This window comes from Novosphingobium sp. Leaf2 (assembly GCF_001421325.1).
Taxonomy (GTDB): Bacteria; Pseudomonadota; Alphaproteobacteria; order Sphingomonadales; family Sphingomonadaceae; genus Novosphingobium.
Genome location: NZ_LMJY01000016.1, coordinates 219,383 through 240,645, shown reverse-complemented (window position 1 = coordinate 240,645; position 21,263 = coordinate 219,383). Strand labels below are relative to the sequence as shown.

At 64.9% G+C, this 21,263-nt stretch carries 18 protein-coding genes; 13 read left to right on the top strand and 5 right to left on the bottom strand.

The features are described from left to right. Window positions 1–94: 94 nt before the first annotated feature. The 4 genes from recA (at window position 95) to ASE49_RS10505 (ending at window position 5,334) form a co-directional block, all read left to right on the top strand. Window positions 95–1,168 carry a recombinase RecA gene (recA, locus tag ASE49_RS10520; RefSeq protein WP_056772363.1) on the top strand — a complete coding sequence of 358 codons (1,074 nt, stop codon included), beginning with the start codon at window positions 95–97 and terminating at the stop codon, window positions 1,166–1,168. A 239-nt stretch (window positions 1,169–1,407) separates the two neighbouring features. Continuing rightward, window positions 1,408–4,068 (top strand): alanine--tRNA ligase, encoded by a 2,661-nt coding sequence (gene alaS, locus ASE49_RS10515; protein WP_056771619.1) that lies wholly within the window; start codon window positions 1,408–1,410, stop codon window positions 4,066–4,068. Between the two features lie 49 nt (window positions 4,069–4,117). Continuing rightward, window positions 4,118–5,050 (top strand): glutaminase, encoded by a 933-nt coding sequence (locus ASE49_RS10510; protein ID WP_056771616.1) that lies wholly within the window; start codon window positions 4,118–4,120, stop codon window positions 5,048–5,050. Window positions 5,051–5,139: 89 nt separating this feature from the next. Continuing rightward, window positions 5,140–5,334 carry a hypothetical protein gene (locus tag ASE49_RS10505; RefSeq protein WP_056771612.1) on the top strand — a complete coding sequence of 65 codons (195 nt, stop codon included), beginning with the start codon at window positions 5,140–5,142 and terminating at the stop codon, window positions 5,332–5,334. Window positions 5,335–5,337: 3 nt separating this feature from the next. Here ASE49_RS10505 and ASE49_RS10500 read toward each other — a convergent pair whose 3' ends face one another. Then, the gene (locus tag ASE49_RS10500) at window positions 5,338–7,125 is read right to left on the bottom strand and encodes a cation:proton antiporter domain-containing protein (RefSeq protein WP_056771608.1); all 1,788 of its coding nucleotides are present in this window, start codon (window positions 7,123–7,125) and stop codon (window positions 5,338–5,340) included. Window positions 7,126–7,225: 100 nt separating this feature from the next. Between ASE49_RS10500 and ASE49_RS10495 the strand changes: the two genes are divergently transcribed. From ASE49_RS10495 to recN, 4 genes are all read left to right on the top strand, one after another. Next, window positions 7,226–8,020, top strand: coding sequence for an outer membrane protein assembly factor BamD (locus ASE49_RS10495; protein ID WP_056771605.1), 795 nt, complete (start codon window positions 7,226–7,228; stop codon window positions 8,018–8,020). Between the two features lie 675 nt (window positions 8,021–8,695). Then, the gene (locus ASE49_RS10490; RefSeq protein WP_056772351.1) at window positions 8,696–11,185 is read left to right on the top strand and encodes a TonB-dependent receptor; all 2,490 of its coding nucleotides are present in this window, start codon (window positions 8,696–8,698) and stop codon (window positions 11,183–11,185) included. A 165-nt stretch (window positions 11,186–11,350) separates the two neighbouring features. Next, window positions 11,351–11,512 carry a hypothetical protein gene (locus ASE49_RS18230; RefSeq protein WP_156370267.1) on the top strand — a complete coding sequence of 54 codons (162 nt, stop codon included), beginning with the start codon at window positions 11,351–11,353 and terminating at the stop codon, window positions 11,510–11,512. A 67-nt stretch (window positions 11,513–11,579) separates the two neighbouring features. After that, window positions 11,580–13,244, top strand: coding sequence for a DNA repair protein RecN (gene recN / locus ASE49_RS10485; protein WP_056771604.1), 1,665 nt, complete (start codon window positions 11,580–11,582; stop codon window positions 13,242–13,244). Between the two features lie 54 nt (window positions 13,245–13,298). Here the strand turns inward: recN and ASE49_RS18455 are convergent, their stop codons facing one another. Beyond that, on the bottom strand, window positions 13,299–13,634 hold the full coding sequence (locus ASE49_RS18455; protein WP_162234242.1) for a hypothetical protein: 336 nt from the start codon (window positions 13,632–13,634) through the stop codon (window positions 13,299–13,301). A gap of 20 nt (window positions 13,635–13,654) precedes the next feature. On the opposite strand from ASE49_RS18455, the gene ligA reads away from it, so the two are divergent. Continuing rightward, window positions 13,655–15,805 (top strand): NAD-dependent DNA ligase LigA, encoded by a 2,151-nt coding sequence (ligA, locus tag ASE49_RS10475; RefSeq protein WP_056771597.1) that lies wholly within the window; start codon window positions 13,655–13,657, stop codon window positions 15,803–15,805. A gap of 6 nt (window positions 15,806–15,811) precedes the next feature. Here the strand turns inward: ligA and sciP are convergent, their stop codons facing one another. Beyond that, a complete protein-coding gene (gene sciP, locus ASE49_RS10470) occupies window positions 15,812–16,114 on the bottom strand; it encodes a CtrA inhibitor SciP (RefSeq protein WP_056771593.1) in 303 nt (100 codons plus the stop codon). Window positions 16,115–16,310: 196 nt separating this feature from the next. Between sciP and ASE49_RS10465 the strand changes: the two genes are divergently transcribed. Then, window positions 16,311–16,619 carry a PilZ domain-containing protein gene (locus tag ASE49_RS10465; RefSeq protein ID WP_235522936.1) on the top strand — a complete coding sequence of 103 codons (309 nt, stop codon included), beginning with the start codon at window positions 16,311–16,313 and terminating at the stop codon, window positions 16,617–16,619. Here ASE49_RS10465 and ASE49_RS10460 read toward each other — a convergent pair. Beyond that, window positions 16,616–17,536 carry a 50S ribosomal protein L11 methyltransferase gene (locus ASE49_RS10460; RefSeq protein WP_056771590.1) on the bottom strand — a complete coding sequence of 307 codons (921 nt, stop codon included), beginning with the start codon at window positions 17,534–17,536 and terminating at the stop codon, window positions 16,616–16,618. The two genes, ASE49_RS10465 and ASE49_RS10460, sit on opposite strands and share 4 nt — an antisense overlap. Continuing rightward, window positions 17,533–18,453, bottom strand: coding sequence for a subclass B3 metallo-beta-lactamase (gene bla, locus ASE49_RS10455; protein WP_056771586.1), 921 nt, complete (start codon window positions 18,451–18,453; stop codon window positions 17,533–17,535). The genes ASE49_RS10460 and bla overlap by 4 nt, the downstream gene beginning before the upstream one ends. Window positions 18,454–18,618: 165 nt before the next feature. Between bla and sdhC the strand changes: the two genes are divergently transcribed. Genes sdhC through sdhA form a run of 3 tightly spaced genes read left to right on the top strand, consistent with a single transcriptional unit; the run spans window position 18,619 to window position 21,218 of the window. Further along, a complete protein-coding gene (gene sdhC / locus ASE49_RS10450; RefSeq protein WP_056772345.1) occupies window positions 18,619–19,014 on the top strand; it encodes a succinate dehydrogenase, cytochrome b556 subunit in 396 nt (131 codons plus the stop codon). Between the two features lie 12 nt (window positions 19,015–19,026). After that, complete coding sequence (sdhD, locus tag ASE49_RS10445; RefSeq protein ID WP_056771583.1) at window positions 19,027–19,410, top strand: succinate dehydrogenase, hydrophobic membrane anchor protein; 384 nt, start codon at window positions 19,027–19,029, stop codon at window positions 19,408–19,410. Further along, window positions 19,410–21,218 (top strand): succinate dehydrogenase flavoprotein subunit, encoded by a 1,809-nt coding sequence (sdhA, locus tag ASE49_RS10440; RefSeq protein ID WP_056771580.1) that lies wholly within the window; start codon window positions 19,410–19,412, stop codon window positions 21,216–21,218. The genes sdhD and sdhA overlap by 1 nt, the downstream gene beginning before the upstream one ends. Window positions 21,219–21,263 lie beyond the last annotated feature (45 nt).

Below are 21,263 nucleotides of genomic sequence, written 5' to 3'. Positions count from 1 at the left end.
AAGTTCCCCTCTTGTTCTGGTGGAACGAAATGCGTACATAGCGTTTCGTGACGTTGACCTTTCCGGTCAGGCAGGTAGCAGATGGGGAATGAATATGGCCGCTCAGCTCAAGCTGATCCAGGAAGGCAAGGAAAAGGAAGCAATGGACCGTCAAAAGGCGCTCGATGCGGCGCTGGCCCAGATCGACAAGGCGTTCGGCAAGGGTTCGGCAATGAAGCTGGGCTCGAAGGAGACGATGCAGGTCGAAGCGATCTCCACCGGCTCGCTGGGCTTGGATATCGCGCTTGGCGTCGGCGGCCTGCCGCGTGGCCGGGTGATCGAGATCTACGGTCCGGAAAGCTCGGGCAAGACCACGCTGGCTCTGCATGTCATCGCCGAGGCGCAGAAGGGCGGCGGCACGGCAGCGTTCATCGATGCGGAACACGCGCTCGATCCGGTCTATGCCAAAAAGCTGGGCGTCAATATTGATGAACTGATCGTATCCCAGCCTGACACCGGCGAACAGGCACTGGAAATCGTCGACACGCTGGTGCGCTCCAACGCGATCGATGTGCTGGTGGTGGACTCGGTTGCCGCACTAGTTCCGCGCGCAGAAATCGAAGGCGAAATGGGTGATAGTCACGTGGGCTTGCAGGCCCGCCTGATGAGCCAGTCCTTGCGCAAGCTGACCGGTTCGATCAGCCGCTCGCGCTGCATGGTGATCTTCATCAACCAGCTGCGCATGAAGATCGGCGTGATGTACGGCAATCCGGAAACCACGACCGGCGGCAACGCGCTCAAGTTCTACGCATCCGTCCGGCTCGACATTCGTCGGACCGGTGCGATCAAGGATCGGGACGAGGTGGTGGGCAACGCCACGCGCGTGAAAGTCGTCAAGAACAAGGTCGCGCCGCCGTTCAAGCAGGTCGAATTTGACATCATGTATGGCGAAGGTGTGTCCAAGATCGGTGAGATTCTCGATCTTGGCGTGAAGGCCGGTATCGTCGAAAAGTCCGGCGCCTGGTTCAGCTACGATTCTGTGCGCATCGGTCAGGGGCGTGAAAACTCCAAGGCCTACCTTAAGGCCAACCCCGAAATGTGCGATCGCCTGGAAAACGCGATCCGCACGAAAACGGATGGGCTCGCCGAAGAAATGATGGTCGGGCCCACCGAGGAAGACGACGCCTGATAGCTGGTTTCGAAGGTTCAAGCCCCAGCCGGGTGCCCGGCTTGAACCTTCGAAAGTCGGGGTCGTGGCTGGTTTGATTGAGCAAGCCCAAGTCGGCGCATGCTGACTATCGAACATGCGCGCTGCCCGTTAGATGCCGCACTTCGCCTTTGCAGGCCGCGCCTTATCGCATTTCCCGAACAGCCTGACCGCAGACTACGGCTTGCCGCCGCTCGCTGCGTGATTTATCGGCACAAACCATGCAGACGACCAACGAAATCCGCCGGTCCTTCCTCGACTATTTCGCGAGCACTGGTCATGAGCCGGTGCAATCCGCGCCGCTCGTGCCCTACAACGATCCGACGCTGATGTTCGTCAATGCCGGCATGGTTCCATTTAAGAACGTATTCACCGGTCTTGAAACGCGCGATCCACCGCGCGCAACCTCGTCGCAAAAGTGCGTGCGCGCCGGCGGCAAGCATAACGACCTCGATAACGTAGGCTACACCGCCCGCCACCACACCTTCTTTGAAATGCTCGGGAATTTTTCGTTCGGCGACTATTTCAAGGAGCAGGCGATCACCCATGCGTGGACCCTGCTGACCAAGGAATGGGGTCTGCCGGTCGAAAAGCTGCTCGTCACTGTCTACCATACGGACGATGAGGCGTTCGACTTGTGGAAGAAGATAGCCGGGTTGCCGGACCAGAAGATCATCCGCATCCCCACCAAGGACAATTTCTGGGCAATGGGTGATGAAGGGCCGTGCGGGCCTTGTTCGGAAATTTTCTTCGATCATGGCGATCACATCTGGGGTGGTCCTCCGGGGTCCGCCGAAGAGGATGGCGACCGCTTTATCGAGATCTGGAACCTTGTGTTCATGCAGTTCGAGCAGGCTGCAGGCGAAATCGTTGGCAACCTGCCCAAACCGTCGATCGATACCGGCATGGGACTGGAACGCATCTCGGCAGTCATGCAGGGCGTCCATGACAATTATGATATCGATACGTTCAAGGCGCTGATTGCGGCGTCCGAAAGCCTGACCGGGGTTATGGCTGAAGGCGATGCCCGTGCCAGCCACCGGGTGATTGCCGACCACTTGCGCTCCACCGGGTTCCTGCTGGCTGACGGCGTGCTGCCCTCGAATGAAGGGCGCGGCTATGTGCTGCGCCGGATCATGCGCCGGGCGATGCGCCATGCCCATCTGCTGGGCGCCAAGGATCCGCTGATGCACCGGCTGGTGCCGGCGCTGGTGGCTGAAATGGGGCAGGCTTACCCGGAGTTGGGCCGTGCGCAGCCGCTGATCGAAGAAACGCTGGAACGCGAGGAAATCCAGTTTCGCCGCACTTTGTCCAACGGCCTCAGGCTGCTTGACGAGGCCACCGCCGGTCTGGGTGAAGGCGGCGAACTTCCCGGCGATACCGCATTCCGGCTCTACGACACCTTCGGCTTTCCCTACGATCTGACCGAGGACGCACTGCGTTCGCGCGGCATCAGCGTGGACAAGGCCGGTTTCGATGCGGCAATGGCGCAGCAGAAGGCGGCTGCGCGCGCGGCATGGAAGGGCTCCGGGCAAGCGGCTGACAGCGAGGTGTGGTTCGATATCGCCGAGCGCGAAGGTGCCAGCGAGTTCACCGGCTACACCGCAACCGGCGGCGAAGGCCGGGTCGTCGCGCTGGTGAAGGATGGCATGGAAGTCTCGTCCGCAAATGCGGGCGAGCAGGTGGTGGTGCTGACCAACCAGACGCCATTCTACGGCGAGTCCGGTGGCCAGGAAGGGGATCGCGGGACGATTGCCGGCCCAGGCGGGCTGCGCATCACGGTTAACGACACGTCGAAGCCGCTGGGGCGCCTTCATGCCATGAGCGGGACGGTCGACGCCGGCACGATTACCGTGGGCGACGTGGTGCATCTTGCCGTCGATGCCGAACGGCGCGATGCGGTGCGGGCCAACCACTCGGCAACGCACTTGCTGCATGCCGCCTTGCGTGGCCGACTGGGTGAGCATGTAACGCAGAAGGGTTCGCTGGTTGCCGCCGATCGCCTGCGCTTCGATTTTTCCCATCCCAAGGCTTTGAGCGCTGACGATATTGCCGCGATCGAAGCGGAAGTTAACGCAGAAATCCGCGCGAACGAGCGCGTGCTGACCCGGTTGATGACGCCCGACGATGCTGTGGCGGCAGGTGCGATGGCGCTGTTCGGTGAAAAGTACGGCGACGAAGTGCGGGTGCTGTCGATGGGCCGCGCCTGCGGGGAGCGGACCTATTCGGTCGAGCTGTGCGGCGGCACGCACGTGAACGCCACCGGCGACATCGGCGTGTTCCGCATCGTGTCGGAAAGCGCGGTGTCATCCGGCATCCGCCGTATCGAGGCGATGACGGGCGAGGGCGCGCGCCAGTGGCTGGTTTCGCGCGAGGATGCGCTGAAAAATGCCGCCAGCCTGCTGCGCACTACGCCGGAAGACGTCGAAAACCGGGTGGCCGCGCTGCTCGAAGAACGTCGCAAGCTGGAGCGCGACCTTGCCGAGGCGAAAAAAGCGCTGGCCTTGTCCGGCGCTGCCGGCGGCGGGGCGGGCAACCCTCAAGCAGCCGACGAGGACGTGGGCGGCATCAAGTTCTCCGGCCAGGTGCTGGAAGGGCTGGACCCCAAGGATCTGCGCGGGCTTCTCGATCAGGCCAAGCAGCGCTTGGGCTCTGGCGTTGCGGCCATCGTGGCGGTGAACGAGGGCAAAGCCAGCATCGCCGCTGGGGTGACGCAAGACCTTGTCGATACCGTCAGCGCTGTGGAGCTGGTGCGGCGCGGTGTCGAGGCGCTAGGTGGCAAGGGCGGCGGTGGCCGCGCCGACATGGCGCAAGGCGGCGGACCGGATGGAACGAAAGCCGCCGACGCCATTGCCGCCGTCAAGGCAGCGCTGGCCGGGTGAGCGGAGGCCCGGCAAACCCGACGGGTGTGACCATCCGCCACCCCTTTTGATGACCGATCTTGCCGGCATCGTCGCGGCGATCGCCGATGAGATGCGGTGGGAGGGGCAGCGCGGTGTAGTCGCCAGCTACATTCCGCCGCTGGCCGCCGTGCCTGCAGACAAGTTCGGGCTGGCGCTGGTGATGGCCGATGGGGCTGTGCATCTGGCAGGTGATGCGGACGAGCCGTTTTCAGTTCAGTCGATCTCGAAGGTTTTTGCGCTTACCTTGGCGCTGGGTGCGGTGGGCGATCAGCTGTGGGCACGGGTGGGGCGCGAGCCATCGGGCACGGCTTTCAATTCCATCGTCCAGCTTGAAACCGAGCACGGCATTCCGCGCAATCCGTTCATAAACGCAGGGGCCATCGTGGTGTGCGATGTGCTGCTGGGCCGGTTGCGACCCCGCGAAGCGATCGGCCAGATGTTGCGCTTCGTGCGCGAACTGGCGGGCGACGACGCGATCGTCATCGACGACGACGTGGCGCGAGCGGAGCAGGAAACCGGGTTTCGCAACCGCGCGCTGGCCAATTACATGCGCAGCTTCGGCAACCTCAATGGCGAGGTGGAACGGGTGCTGGGCACGTATTTCCACTTCTGCGCGCTGGCGATGAGCTGCCGCCAGCTGGCGTTGGCCGGTCGATACCTGATGAACGGCGGCGCGGTGGACGGGCATCGCATCGTCACGGAAAATCGCGCCCGGCGCATCAATGCGCTGATGATGTCTTGCGGGCATTACGATAATTCCGGGGACTTTGCCTATCGCATCGGCCTGCCCGGCAAGTCCGGCGTGGGCGGCGGCATTCTGGCCATTGCGCCTGGTATCGCCAGCATCGCTGTATGGTCTCCCGGGCTCAATGCGGCGGGCAATTCGCAACTGGGCCAACTGGCATTGGAACGCCTGGCCCAGCGCACCGGCTGGTCCGTGTTCGAGCCGCGCATGCCCTAGGCGGTGCGCGCGGCGCGACAGACGCCTTTGCGCGTGTGGCGGAAGGTCGCTATCATGCGTGTCGTCCCTCCTTCAGGAGTCCGCACCGCATGTTCATGGATTTTCGCGAACCCTGGCCGCCCGAAGGCGAGACGCCGCAACCGCCAGCGCCCGGTCCGGTGATTTCCAAACGCGGCGAAAAAGTGCTGGCGATCATCATGGGCGTGAATGCGGTGCTGCTGCTGGTGGCGCCGATCGGCGGGGTGACGATGTTGCAGCCGTTGATACACTGGCTGACGAAATGATCGTCAGGTCCGCTCCGTCTCGCGCAGCTGGCCCGAACGGAGCGACGGTTTCTCGGCAAGCCCGCCGCGCTCCATGATCATTTCACGAAACTCGTCACGCTTTTCGTGGATCGAGGCGATAACCGGGCCCATCGCGACGCCGGTTTCCACCAGTGCGGCTTCGGATAGTTGCAGCGAGCTTTCCAGCGTTTCGGGTACGGCATAGCTGGCGCCAACGCGATAGAGTTGGGCCGCGTGGTCAGCGTCGCGGGCACGGGCCAGGATCGGCAAGTCGGGAAATTCGGCGCGCAGCTTCTTGACGATGCGCTGGGCGATCACGGGTTCGTCCATGGTGAGGATCACCGCCGCCGCTTCGCCCGCACCCAGACGGAGCATAGCATCGCCCCGGCCCGCATCGGCGAAGGCGACGGTGTAGCCGCCGCGCCGGCCTGCGGCGATCAGGTCGGTGTTGCTGTCCACCGCCAGATAGGGCCGATCGTGACGGGCCAGCATGTCGGCAACGAGATGACCCACCCGGCCGAAACCGACGATGATCGTGCGCGGGCGGCTCTCGTCCACCTCCGGTGCTGGCAGTTGGGGCGCATCGCCGCTATCGACCTGACGGGCCATGATCTTGCCGGCGAAGGCCATCAGCGGGGTGACGGTGAGCCCCAGCGCGGTGACGATCTGCCAGAACTGCGCGGTGCCGGGTTGGATCAACTGCGCGGTGCTGGCGGCGGTGAGCACGATCAGCGTGGTTTCCGACGGGCTGGACATCAGGATGCCGGTTTCCATCGCAGTGCCGCGCCGCGCGCCCATCATGCGCAACAGGACGCCGGTGACGACGGCTTTCAAAACGATGACGGTTGCGGTGGCGACCAGGATCGAGCCCAGGTTTTCCCACACCACCTGCAAGTCTATGCTCATGCCGATGGTGATCAGGAACACCCCCAGCGCCAAGCCCTTGAACGGTTCGATGATCTGTTCGACCTCGGTGTGGTATTCGGTCTCGGCGATGAGCAGGCCGGCTACCAGCGCGCCGACGATGGGCGACAGGCCGGTTGCGGCGGTGGCGAGCGAGGCGAGGATCACCACCAGCAGGCTGGCGGCCAGGAACAGCTCCGGGCTTTTGGTACGGGCGGCCTGCGCGAACAGGGGTGGCAGCAGATAGCGGCCCAGCACCAGCAGGGCGCCGATCGCCACCGTGCCCCACATCAGGGTGTGCAGCAGTTCACCCACACCGTCAGCGCCCGCGTGGGGGCCCAGCGCGCCCAGCAGGAAGATGATCGGCACCAGGGCGATATCCTCGAATAACAGCATGGCGAGCGCGGCGCGGCCCACCGGGGTGGTGGTGTCGGTGATCTTGAGCACCAGCGCGGTGGAGGACAGCGCGAGCGCGAGGCCCAGTGCCAGCGCGCCGGAAAACGTCTGCCCGATCGCGGCGAGGATGAACGTCAGCGAGGCGCCGATGAAGATGAGCTCCAGCGAGCCGAGCCCGAATACCATGCGGCGCATCTGCCACAGGCGTTGGAACGACAGTTCCAGCCCGATCGAAAACAGCAGCAGGATGATGCCGAATTCGGCGAACACCTCCAGCCCGTCAGGATCGGTGATCGTGAAGTAGGACAGCCAGGGATAATCGAACACATGCCGGCCAAGGCCAAAGGGGCCGACCAGCAGGCCCACCAGGATGAAACCGATCACCGGCGTGATGCGAAAGCGGTTGAACACCGGGATCACGATGCCGGCGGCGCCCAGGATCACCAGGGCATCGGAAAGGACGGGGGAATAAAGATCGCTGCTGCCTGCCATGCCGGGCAGGGTAGGGCACGCAAGGGCTTGCGACAATTGCATTGCGCACGGAATGCAACTTCACTTGGCGTTCAGCCCGGTGCTGGCTATAGACCCACCCATGTTCGCACGCTCGCCCTTGAAATCCGCCGTTCTCCTTGCCACCACGGGGGCGATCCTGCTCACCGCAGGATGCGGGGGGCGCGCCAAGAACAAGGACACCGCCTACGTCGCACGTGATGTCAACACGCTCTATGCCGCTGCGCAGGAACGGCTGGAAACAGGCCGAACCAAGCAGGCCGCCGCCCTGTTCGATGAGGTTGAGCGCCAGCATCCTTACTCGCCGTGGGCCCGCCGCGCCCAGTTGATGAGCGCGTTCAGCTATTACGCCGCGCGCGATTACAACAAGGCGATCCAGTCCGCGCAGCGCTTCCTGTCGATCCACCCGGGCAACAAGGACGCGCCTTACGCGTATTACCTGATCGCGATGTGCTATTACGAGCAGATCAGCGACGTGACGCGTGACCAGAAAACCACCGCGCAGGCCAAGCAGGCGCTGACGGACATCATGCGCCGCTATCCCGGTACGGTCTATGCGCGCGATGCGCAGCTCAAGATCGATCTGGTGAACGATCACCTGGCCGGTAAGGAAATGACCATCGGAAGGTCATACGAAAGCAGCGGCAAGTGGCTGGCGGCAACGCTGCGCTTCCGCACCGTGGTGGACGAATTCCAGACCACCAGCCACACACCCGAGGCGCTGTATCGCCTGGTCGAAGGCTATCTGGCGCTTGGCGTGCCGGACGAGGCGCAGAAGGCGGCGGCGGTGCTGGAGCACAACTATCCGCAAAGCCCTTGGTATCAACGCGCCTACAAGCTGATGCGCAAGCACGCGCCGCAGGATGTTGCCGCCTGACCGGTGGGCCGTCGGTGGACGATTCCCGTTTGAAAGCAAAGGTCTGACCGGGAGCTGCCGTCACGGCACACCCCGGCACCCGCTGGCGAATGCGGGATAACGCCGGGGATTTGCCTAACAACCCAAAGGAACATCGGGTCGGCGCCAAGGCGTCCTTTGCGGGACGCGAGGGGGGTGCATGCACGCGCGAATGGCCGGGTAGGAGCGTTCGCAGCCCGGCTCGGCCTTGGGGGAAAGCGGTTCCGGTCCGGCGGCGCAGGCTCGCAATCAGCGCCGGTCCGAGGCTTGGGGGCACAAGCGCCCCGCCACCGTGGTGTGAAGCGCGCAAGCCCGCTTTGTTACGCTCGCGTGCCGCCAGGGCGCCGACCCGAAACACCGTTCCCGGCGCGGCCGCGCCAGGTCAGGATGCTGCGGCGTATAACCTAAATGGTTCGTAAAGTCAAGGTGGGTCCGCGGGGCTGTCCGCAGCGTAGAGTCTGGCTTTATACCCTGATAGTCGAACTGTATTGTCCACTAAAATAGTTGACATTAGGCCGCCTCCAACGACACAAGTCTTCAGGGGGCAGCATCATGACATCCGCCGTATCGCGCACCAATGCCGCGCTCGACCATACTGCCCGCCGGCAACCGGCCGGGCCTGACGCGCTCAATACCCTTACGAAAGGATTTGACCACATGAACGGCCTTTTGCGCGGCGCCCTGCTGGGCACCACGATCCTCACCACGGCGCTGATCGGCTTGCCGGCAGCCCATGCGGAAACGGCGGATGCGCCCGCAGCCGATACCGTTGCCGCTGATGCAGCCGCGCCAGCCCAGGATTCGCAGACGTCGGTGGGCACCGGTGCGCGCGATCGTGGCAGCGATATTGTCGTCACCGCCCGTCGCCGCCAGGAATCGAGCCAGAGCGTGCCGCTGGCGATCTCGGTGGTGGGCGGCGATCACATCGATTCGACCGGGGCGTTCAACGTTGGCCGCCTCCAGCAGTTGACCCCCACGCTGCAGTATTATTCGTCCAACCCGCGCAATACCGCCGTCAATATCCGCGGCCTGGGTGCGCCATTCGGCCTGACCAACGACGGTATCGAGCAGGGCGTGGGCATCTATGTGGACGATGTCTACAATTCGCGCGTGGCGTCGGCCACGTTCGACTTTCTGGACGTGAAGCAGGTGGAAGTGCTGCGCGGCCCGCAAGGCACCCTGTACGGCAAGAACACCACCGCCGGCGCGATCAACATCACCACCAACCAGCCCACGTTCGATTTCGAGGGCAAGGCCGAGGTGTCGGTCGGCAATTACAACTTCAAGCAGGCCAAGGCGGCGGTGTCCGGCCCGCTGTCCGATACGCTGGCGGTGCGCGTGGCGATGTCCACAACCAGCCGGCGCGGCACGATCTATAATGTCACGACCGACCAGTGGATCCAGAGCCAGGATAACCTGGGCCTTCGCGGGCAGCTGCTGTGGAAGCCCATCGATACGCTGGAAGTTACCTTAGCCGGCGATTTCAGCAACCAGGACGCGAACTGCTGCGGTTCGGTCTATGTGCGTACCGGCGCCACCCAGCGCCCGCTCAACCGCCAGTTCGCCGCGTTGGCCGCCGCGCAAGGGTATGCGCCGCCCAGCACCAATGCGTTCGATCGGCTGACTGACCTCGATACCCCGCTGCAGGCCAAGAACAAGATCGGCGGCGCGTCGCTGCGGGTGAAGTGGGATGTGGGCGGCGGCACGCTGACGTCCGTCACCGCCTGGCGTTTCTGGGACTGGAACCCGTCCAACGACCGTGACTTTACCGGGCTGCCGATCGTCGCGCTCTCGCAGAACCCCTCGCAGCAGGACCAGTACACGCAGGAACTGCGCTACAACTACAGCAGCGACAAGATCGACTTCGTGGTCGGTGCGTTCGGCTTTTACCAGCGCATTGATACGCAGGGCACCGAATCGCAGGGTTCCGCGTCCAGCCTGTGGAATATCGCGCCGTCCAATGCGCTGTCGAAAGATCCCTCGGTCCTGAACGGTCTGGTGGCGTACAACACGCAGTACCTGAAGAATTCCAGCGCCGCACTGTACGGGCAGCTCAGCTGGCACATCACGCCTGAATTGACCATCCAGCCCGGCGTGCGCCTGAACTACGACAAGAAGGAAGGCTTTTACCAGCGCACGGTGTTCGACGGCCAAGGCAATCCGGTGCTGCTGACCGGCCCGACGAGCGCACGCAAGACCGCGCAGCTGGCCATTTATACGCCGCAGCAGATCGCGCCGGAATTCAGCGACTGGAACTTCAGCTACGATTTCAACGCCAGCTACAAGATCACACCTGACGTGCTGGTTTACGCCACGTACGCCAAGTCGTTCAAGTCTGGCGGCATCAACCTCAACGGCGTGCCTACCGACGCCAGCAACAATCCGATCCTGGCTGCAGCCACGGTAAAGCCCGAATCGGTCCACAACTACGAAGCGGGGATCAAGACCCAGTTCTGGGACCGCAAGGCCACCTTCAACCTGTCGATCTACCGCACCGATATCGGCAACTATCAGGCCAACGTGAACAACGGCCAGTACGGGGTGCTGCGCGGCTATCTGGCGAATGCGCAGAAGGTGCGCGTGCAGGGCGTGGAAGCGGACTTCTCGATCCGGCCGAGCGAGCGGTTCAACGCCTATGCCAACGGCGCCTACACCGATGCCAAGTACAAGAAGTTCGTAGACGCGCCGTGCCCGCCAGAATTGTCGGGTGGCACCGTGGCCACCGGCACCCAGACCCCGGCTGCGGCGGGTACGCCCGGCCTCAGCCCGGCCAACTGCGACATTTCCGGCCAGCGCCTGCCGGGCGTGTCGAAATGGTCGCTCTCGTTCGGTGCGGAGGCCAACACCCCGGTCAAGTTGCTGGGCAAGGACGGCCAGGTCTACGTGGGCTATGACGGCAGCTATCGCTCCAACTTCTCGTCCAACCCGTCGCCATCCGCCTATACCTGGGTGGCCGGCTACAGCCTGCACAACTTCCGCGCGGGCTTCCGGACGGATGACGGGTTCAACCTCTACGGCTGGGTCCGCAATGCGTTCGACCAGCACTACTTCGAGCAGCTGTTCGTTGGCCCCGGTAACACTGGCCTGATCGCCGGCCTGCCTGGCGATCCGCGCACCTGGGGCTTCACGGTCTCGTCCAGCTTCTGATCGGGAAAATTGCAGAAGCGATTGCTGAATGAACTTTTAGTAATTTCCCGATTTTTCGGAACAGCCTTAACGCTTGATGCACCAATAACGGTGCAGACCGGTCTGCTGGCGGCGCGCGCGATAAGCGGCGCCGCCGGATAGTATCGGCAGGAGAGGGCTGGTCGCATGGATATGAATCACGATTTCGCGCCGCGCCCCGATCTCCGGGCCGATCCGCGCTCTGGCAGTGCGAGGTCACGCATCTGGGTGCCCGAACGCATGGCGATTGCCGGCATTCTGGCGCTGGGCTGGCTGACCTTCATGGCACACCTCTTTTCCGGTTCGTGAAGCCGGCCTGACGTTGCGCGAAGCGGGGTGACGCGCGACTTAGCTTGGGCTAGAACGCCTCGCGAACATGCTGAGCCGGCTTTCCATCCGCAACATCGTCCTGATCGACGCGCTCGACCTTGATTTCGCGCGAGGACTTGGCGTGCTCACCGGGGAAACCGGCGCGGGCAAGTCGATCCTCCTCGATGCGCTGGGATTGGTGCTGGGCAACCGGGCGGACAGCGGCCTGGTGCGCGGCGGAGAAGACCGGGCCAGCGTTACCGCCAGCTTCGATTTCGCCGCATTGCCCGCCTCCGTGCGCGCCGCGATAGACGACGCCGGGCTTGAGGTGGAACCGGGCGAACCGCTGATCCTCAAGCGCCAGCTGCGGGTGGACGGAGGCTCGAAGGCCTTCCTCAACGATCAGCCGGTCGGTGTGGCGCTGCTGCGCGAAATCGCCCCGGCGCTGGTCGAGATCCACGGCCAGCACGACGATCGCGGACTGGTGAATGCGCGCGGCCACCGCGCCTTGCTGGACCGCTTTGCCGGCGGTGAGGTTGCAGGGGTGGAAGCCGCCTGGAAAGCGTGGCGCGCCGCGCAGGACGCGCTGGACAATGCCCGCGCGCAAGTGGCCCGCGCCGCCGAGGATCAGGATCTGCTGCTCGCCCATCTGGCCGAACTGGCCGCGCTGGCGCCCGAGGATGGCGAGGAAGCGCAGCTGGCGTCTGCCCGCGCGGACATGCAGAAGGGCGAAAAGCTGGCTGACGATCTGTCCGCCCTGCAACACGTGTGGACCGGGTCGGACTCGGCGATCGCGCGCCTGCGCGCAGCTTCGCGCCGGCTGGACCGGATCGCCGGCGAACACGACCTGCTGGCCGAGGCGCTGGCCGCGCTGGACCGCGCGGTGATCGAGGCGGACGAAGCCGAGGCTGCGCTGGACCGTGCCGCCGATGCGCTGGCGTTCGAGCCTGCCGAACTGGACCGGGTGGAAACCCGCCTGTTCGACCTGCGCGCCGCCGGCCGCAAGCATGGCTGCCAGGTGGATGACCTGCCCGCCAGGATGGCCGAAATGCGCGCCGCGCTCGACGCGATCGAGGGCGGGAGCGAGCATGTGGCGGCATTGGAACAGGCGGCACAAAAAGCCGCGTTGGCCTATCGCGACAAGGCGGGTGCGCTGCACGATCTGCGCCGCGCGGCGGCCAAGCGCCTGGATGCAGCGGTGGCCGCCGAACTTGCGCCGCTGAAGCTGGACGCGGCGCGGTTCCAGACCTCGGTGGTGCGCCTGCCCGAAGAGCGGTGGGGACCATCGGGCATGGACGCGGTGGAGTTTCTGATCAGCACCAACCCCGGCGCGGATTTTGCGCCGCTCGCCAAGATCGCCAGCGGCGGCGAACTGTCGCGCTTCATCCTCGCGCTCAAGGTCGCGCTGGCGGAAGAGGGCGGCGCGGCCACGGTGATCTTCGACGAGATCGACCGGGGCGTGGGCGGCGCGGTGGCCGATGCGATCGGCGAACGGCTGGCGCGGCTGGCCTCGGGCGGTCAGTTGCTCGCCGTCACGCACTCCCCCCAGGTCGCCGCGCGCGGGGACCGGCATTACATGATCGCCAAGTCCAGCCAGGGCACCGTCACGCGCACATCCGTCACCCCGCTCACCCCGGCGGACCGCAAGGAGGAAATCGCCCGCATGCTGTCCGGCGCGGAAGTGACCGACGAGGCACGGGCGCAGGCCGACCGCCTGCTGGAGCGGGTTTGAATGCAACGACGCAGTGGTGCGATAGCTGGCTTGCTGGCTTTGCTGAGTGGCTGTTCAACGCCCGTCATGTTCGCGATCTTCGTCGATGAAAAAGTTGAGGGCGGAACGCTCACTCTGAATGGAAAATCTGCGCGCCTGATGCAAAACGTCGATGGTGCGTATTGGGGTAGGTGGGATGGTTCCGATGCAAGCGGCAGCATTGAAATACGCTACCCGGATGGTGCGGTTTCCCGTTGCCCGGTGGGCTATGTCACCCACGATATGGGCGTTCAGCGGTTCTCGATCCAACATCGTAAATGTGCTCAAATCGGCATCTGATCCGTCAGGCACCTGCGCCTCGTCTTGTAGCCAGCGGGCAGGCGCGCAATGGAAACCCAGCGTGATGCTCATGCCGCACTTGAACAGAAACGATGACTGAAAAAACGCCTTCCAACGACGCCGCTGGCGAAGCCGAAGCCGCCAACGAACTGATGCGTCTGGCGCGCCAGATCAACCGGGCCAATCGCCTGTATCACGCGGATGATGCGCCCGAGATCACAGACGCGGAATATGATGCGCTGGTGCGGCGCAATGCCGCGCTGGAGGCGGCCTATCCCCTTCTGGTCCGCGCCGATTCGCCCGCTGCCAAAGTGGGGCACGACGTCGGCGCCTCGCCGCTGGGCAAAGTGGTGCACGAGGTGCGGATGATGAGCCTCGACAATGCCTTTGCCGACGAGGAAGTGGCCGAGTTTTTAGGCCGCATCCGCCGGTTCCTGTCTTTGCCTGCCGATGCGCCGCTGGCGATGACGGCAGAGGACAAGATCGACGGCTTGTCTTGCTCGCTACGCTATGAACACGGGCGGCTGGTGCGCGCCGCCACGCGCGGGGACGGGCAGGTGGGCGAGGACGTGACGCCCAACGTGGCCCACATTCCCGACATCGTGCAGCAACTTGCTGGCGATGATGTGCCAGAGATTTTCGAGGTCCGCGGCGAAGTCTACATGGAAAAGGCTGCGTTCCTGGCCCTGAACGCGCAGCTGATGGACGAGGCGCGCGGTTTGGCAGAGGCGCGCGGCGAGGCGTTCGACGATGCGAAAGTGCGCCAGTTCGCCAACCCGCGCAACGCCGCCGCCGGATCGCTGCGGCAGAAGGATGCGTCGGTCACTGCGCGCCGCCCCTTGCGGTTCTGGGCGCATGGCTGGGGCGCAGCCAGCGCGCTGCCCGGCGCCAGCCAGCACGAGGTGATCCGGCGCATCGAAAGCTGGGGCCTGCCGGTCTCCCCGCAATTCCGCCGCTGCGAAACGCTGGATGATATGCTGGAGGCTTACCGCGCCATTCGCGACGGACGCGCCGCGCTGCCGTTCGAGATCGACGGGGTGGTCTACAAGGTCGACCGACTGGACTTGCAGCAACGGCTGGGCTTCGTCGCCAAGTCGCCGCGCTGGGCGCTGGCGCACAAGTTTCCGGCTGAACGCGCCGAGACGACGCTGGAATCGATCGATATCCAGGTGGGCCGCACCGGCAAGCTGACGCCGGTGGGCCGCCTTCGCCCGGTGCTGGTGGGCGGGGTGACGGTGACCAACGTGACCCTGCACAACCGCGACGAGATCGCGCGGCTGGGGGTGCGCCCCGGCGATCGTCTGGTGCTGCAACGCGCGGGCGACGTGATCCCGCAAGTGGTGGACAACCTTACTCGGGATGCGGCGCGCCCCGCCTTCGTCTTTCCCGATCATTGCCCGCAATGCGGTTCGGAAGCGGTGGCCGAGGAGGGCGAGGTGGACGTGCGGTGCACAGGCGGGCTGATCTGCCCCGCCCAGCGGACCGAGCGGCTGAAGCACTTCGTCAGCCGTGCGGCGCTCGATATCGAGGGGCTGGGCGAAAAGACCATCGATGAGTTTTTCGCGCACGGCTGGCTGGAAAGCCCCGCCGACATCTTCCGCCTGCGCAAGCGCCGGTCCGAGATCCTGGCGCTGGAGGGATGGAAGGACAAGTCTGTGGACAACCTGTTGGCGGCAGTGGAAAACAAGCGTGCGCCCGATGCCGCGCGGCTGCTATTCGGACTGGGGATCCGCCATGTCGGCGCGGTGACGGCGCGCGATCTGATGAAGCGCTTCACCACCCTGCCGGCGCTGCGCGCGCTGGCCGAGCAGGCGCCTGTCAAGGACGGGGAGGCGGCCGGGCAAGCGGCTACGGACGCCTACGCCGAACTGGTGTCGATCGACGGGGTCGGGCCGGTGGTCATCGAGGCGCTGGGCGACTTCTTCCATGAAGAGCACAACCGCGCGGTGTGGGACGATCTGCTGTCCGAAGTGTCGCCCCCGCCTTACATCGTCGAGACGACGCAGAGCGAAGTCTCGGGCAAAACCGTGGTGTTCACCGGCAAGCTGGAGACGATGAGCCGCGACGAGGCCAAGGCGCAGGCCGAGCGGCTTGGCGCCAAGGCGGCGGGTTCGGTATCGCCCAAGACCGACATCGTGGTGGCGGGGCCGGGCGCGGGTTCGAAGCTGAAGAAGGCGGCGGAACTGGGGATCACCGTCCTGACCGAAGAGGAATGGGCGGCGATCGTCAAGGCTGCCGGATAGGGTGCGTCAGCTGTAGCGGCCGCGCCGCTCGTGGACCTGACGATAGTGCTGGACGCGCGTGGCGCGCAGGCCCGCCATCCCTTCACGCTCGATCGAGCGTTGCCACGAGGCCAGCTCCTCCAGCGTCAGGCCATAGCGTTCGCACGCTTCGGCGAAGGTCAGTAGCCCGCCGTTCACGGCGGCAACCACTTCGGCCTTGCGGCGCACTACCCAGCGCGATGTATTGGGCGGTGGCAGTGTGTCCTTGCTGAGCGGCTCGCCCAGTGGCCCGGTGACCACGGCCGGCCGGGCGGTATCGACGTCATCCATGACTGGTTTTCCGTTTCTGCGCCAAACCCCTGTCGCCCAAGTAGTATTGCGTAGAAGCGTTAATTTGCGGCAATCACGAAAGGTTAACGGGTATTTACGATATTTCCCCTAAGTGCCTGTAGAAACTGTGTAAAATGTACGCATTCGATCGCAGGAAGCATTTACAACCGATTCACCACTGTTAATGACCTTGCGGATGACCACCGACTCCGTTGCCATGACGGGCGCCAACGCCTCCACGCTGCAGGCCCAGCCTGCGCACGCATCGGCAATGGCACGTCACATCTCGGAGGACGGGTGCCAGCTGGTGCTGGAGGCTGAAAGCCTGGCGCAGGGCCAGCGCGTCAGCTTTGCGCTGGAAGGGGGCTGCGTGCGCGCAACCGTGCGCTGGATCGTGCAGGACCGCGCCGGTGTTGCCTTTGACGCACCGCTATCAGCCGCGCAGCAGGCGCTGATGGTCGGCAGCAGCCGCGCGCTTCAGCGGCTGGACCTTTACGCCGCCTAGTCCTGCCAACGGCGGCGCTTGCGTAGCCACAGGATCGACCAGTCTCCACTCACCATGCGTGCGGCCAAGCGCAGCCCGGCCCGCGCGCACGCGGCGCGCACCGCCGCTTCCTGCGTTTCCAGCAGACCGGCCAGCAGCAGATGGCCGCCGGGCACCAGCGCCTTGCCAAAATCGGGGGCGAGCGACACCAGTGGGCCGGCCAGGATATTCGCCAGTACCAGATCATAAGGCCCGCGCGCCGCGATCAGCGGGTTGTCCATTCCCGCCGCCACCGTCATCGTCAGCTGGCCCCGACCGGCTCCCAGGGCGATGCCGTTGGCGGCTGCGTTGTCTTCCACCACGCCTACGCACACCCCATCGATATCGCTGGCGATGGCCAGCGTATGCGGCCACAATTTGAGCGCGGCAAAGGCGAGCAGGCCGGTGCCGGTGCCGATATCGGCGCAGTTGCGCACGATCACGCCGTGCGCCTTCATGTGCGTCAGCATCGCCAGGCACCCCGCTGTGGTGGCGTGGTGGCCGGTGCCGAACGCCTGGCTGGCGGGGATCGTGAAATCGAACAGCCCCGGCTCATTGCTGGCGGGATGATCGGGCGTATGGACGTGGAACACCCCGGCGCGGATCGGCTCCAGGCCGTCCTGGCTGGCCACCAGCCAGTCGGTGTCGGGCAGCTGCTCGACACTCAGCTTGGGAGCAGGCGCAGTGCTACCGGCGAACAGGCGCGCAATCGCGGCCTTGTCAGCCCGGGTGGGTTTGCGATCAAGCCAGGCTTCCAGCTGCCAGTCGTCCGGCTGGTCTTCCGCTACTTCGCGGCCTGAGAGGACGATATCATGATCCCAGTCCCACGCGTCTTCGTGAGCGACCAGCGCGCCCTCGATCATGGGGCGCGGGGCAAAGGCGGTGACTTTCCAGCTCATCGCGGCTTCTGCTCTTCCTTGGCGAGCCGCGCCTCCAGCCGGACGCGCGCAGCATCGGCATAGGCGCGGCAGGCGCCGGGATCGACGAGCGGCTTATCACCGGCAAAGCGTTCCATCAGGTCGCTTTGCGAGGGGTGGGGCGTGATCAGGATATCGCACGGTAATTTGGCGATCTTGGGCAACGCGCCGCGGATGGCGCGGATGCGGTCGGCGTGGTCGCTGAAGCGGTAGTCGCCTTCCGAGATGGTCGAGGCGCTGTCGGCATAGGCGATGGTGCGGCATTGGCCGGGCGCTACGCATGATTGCCAGGTCCAGCTGGTGGACCCGAGCGCGTGGACAGGCGTGGCATGAGCGGTGACGATCACGGTGCCGGCCACGACTTTGCCGCCATCGGCCAGCGTCCGCGTCACCTTGAGCGGGCTGATCGGCTTCAGGCCCGCTGCCTGGGGGTCTTGGGCGGAGGCATGGCCCGCTTCCAGCGCGGTCTTCTGGGCGGGCAGCGCGGCCAGTAGCGCGCCGGTCGCGCGCTGGATCGTGGCCAGGGCGCCGGCATGGTCGTCATGTTCGTGAGTGGCGACGATCCAGTGCACGTCGCGCGGGTTGAACCCGGCGCGCCGGATGTTGGCCAGCACCAGCGGCGCCGCCGCAGCCGGGCCGCCGTCGATGAGAATGTGCGAACCGCGTCCCTCGTTCTGGCTGGTGATGAGGATCACGGTGATGCCGCACGTGCCCACATACCAGGTATTGCCGTAAACGCGGGCGGGCGGCGCGGGGTCGGTCCACCCATCCTTGCCCGCGCAGGCCTTGGCCAGAGCGGCGGGGGTGAATTGATCGGCGGCAGGGCGCGCGGCATGGGCGGCAGCAGGCAGCAGGGCCAGCGCAAAAGACAACGCCGCAGCTTTCAAACTAGGTTTCATATCCCCTGCTTTATGATCTTGCAGGCATTGCCGCTACCCTCTCCAGCACATTGGATAGGCGTAGTTTTGCGCCGCCGATGCTTGCACCGCGCTTCGATTTGTCTAAGGGGCATGCAACAGGGCGGCGTTGTCGCGCCGCCGCAGGCAAGGGGATTCGCAAGCGCCATGGCCAATGCCGGGACCAAGAACCGTCCGCTTTCGCCGCACCTCCAGATCTGGAAGTGGGGCCCGCACATGTTCGTGTCGATCCTGCACCGCGTCACCGGCGATGGCATGGCCTTTGCCGCGCTGGGCGTGCTGCTGTGGTGGCTGGGCGCGCTTGCCGGAGGGCCCGCGTCCTACGCGACCTTCGTAAGCGTGATGACCTCGCCGATCGGCTATCTCGTGCTGGTGGGCATCACGTGGGCGTTCTTCTCGCACATGAGCAGCGGCCTGCGCCATCTGGTGCTGGATACCGGCGCCGGCTATGAATTGTCGGTCAACAAGACCTGGGCGCTGATCTGCCCCATCGTGGGCGTGCTGCTCACCGTCGCCTTCTGGGCGATCGTGCTGCTTCGCTGAGGGTTGTGAATCATGGGTAACGGAACCTCCATCGGCCGCGTGCGCGGCCTCGGCTCGGCCAAGGGCGGCGTGCATCACTGGTTGGTGCATCGCTTCACCGCCATCAGCAACCTGCTGACGGTGCTGTTCCTGGTTGTATCGCTGCTGCTGCTACCGGACTTGTCCTACGCCACCGTGGTGGAATGGATCGCCCGGCCGGTGCCGGCGGTCATGATGCTGCTGCTGGTCGTCTCCACGTTCTGGCACGCGCGCCTCGGCCTGCAGGTGCTGATCGAGGATTACGTCCATGATGCCAACAAGCTCGTCCTGATGATTGCGCTGAACCTGGCCGCCATCGGCGGCGCCGTGTTCGGCGTGTTCTGCATCGTTCGCCTCGCGCTCGGAGCCCACGCCTGATGTCCGCCCCTTCCTACAAGATCATCGACCATACGTATGACACCATCGTCGTCGGCGCGGGCGGCTCGGGCCTGCGCGCCACGATGGGCGCGGCCGAAGCGGGCCTGCGCACAGCGTGCATCACCAAGGTGTTCCCCACCCGCTCACACACCGTGGCAGCGCAGGGCGGTATCGCGGCCAGCCTCAAGAACAACACGCCCGATCACTGGACCTGGCACATGTACGACACCGTCAAGGGGTCTGACTGGCTGGGCGATCAGGACGCCATCGAATACATGGTGCGCGAAGCGCCGCAGGCCGTGTACGAACTAGAACACGCCGGCGTGCCGTTCAGCCGCAACCCGGACGGCACGATCTACCAGCGCCCGTTCGGCGGCCACATGCAGAACATGGGCGAAGGCCCGCCGGTGCAGCGTACCTGCGCCGCCGCTGACCGTACCGGCCACGCGATGCTCCACGCTCTGTACCAGCAGAGCCTGAAGTATGCGGCGGACTTCTTCATCGAATACTTCGCCATCGACCTCATCATGGAAGGCGGCAAGTGCGTGGGCGTGATCGCGCTGTGCATGGATGACGGCACGATCCACCGCTTCCGCTCGCAGGCCGTGGTGCTGGCGACGGGCGGCTACGGGCGCTGCTACTACACCGCCACGTCGGCCCATACCTGCACCGGCGATGGTGGCGGCATGGTGCTTCGCGCCGGCCTGCCGCTGCAGGACATGGAATTCGTGCAGTTCCACCCTACCGGCATCTACGGCGCGGGCGTGCTCATCACCGAAGGCGCGCGCGGCGAGGGCGGTTACCTCACGAATTCCGAAGGTGAACGCTTCATGGAGCGGTATGCGCCGTCCGCCAAGGACCTGGCCAGCCGCGATGTCGTGTCGCGCTCGATGGCGCTGGAAATCCGCGAGGGCCGGGGTGTGGGTCCGCACAAGGACCATATCTACCTGCACCTCGATCACATCGATCCCAAGGTGCTGGGCGAACGTCTGCCGGGCATCACCGAAAGCGGCAAGATCTTTGCTGGCGTCGACCTGACCCGCCAGCCGCTGCCCGTGGTGCCCACCGTGCATTACAACATGGGCGGCATCCCGTGCGACTATAATGGCCGCGTGATGACCATCGGCCCCGATGGCGATCCCGAAACCGTGGTGCCGGGCTTGTTCGCGGTGGGCGAGGCGGCGTGCGTTTCGGTCCACGGCGCCAACCGTCTGGGCTCCAACTCGCTGATCGACCTTGTGGTGTTCGGTCGTGCGACCGGCCTGTATCTCAAGGAAAACCTGACGCCCAACGGCACCCAGCCGGAACTTCCCAAGGATTCGGCGGATCTGGCCCTCACCCGTCTGGATCACTTCCGCAACGCCAACGGCAGTTCGACCACGGCGGAAATCCGCACCGAGATGCAGCGCACGATGTCGCTGCACGCCGCAGTGTTCCGGACCGACGAACTGATGGTCGAAGGCAAGGAAAAGCTGGCCGCCACGTATCAGAAGATGAACGATATCAAGGTCACCGATCGCGGCCTGATCTGGAACTCCGACCTGGTGGAAACCATGGAACTGGACAACCTGATCGCACAGGCCACGGTGACGCTGCACGGCGCGCAGAACCGCCAGGAAAGCCGCGGCGCCCATGCGCACGAGGATTTCCCCAACCGCAACGATGCCGAGTGGATGAAGCACACCGCAACCTGGTTCAACGGCTGGGGCGGCAAGGGCGGCGACGTGAAGATCGGCTACCGTCCGGTGCACGAATTCACGCTTACCGACGACGTTGAGTACATCAAGCCCAAAGCCCGCGTGTACTGATCGCCCGCATCGACGGACACTTCGAAAAGGGCGGCGGGCCGGCAA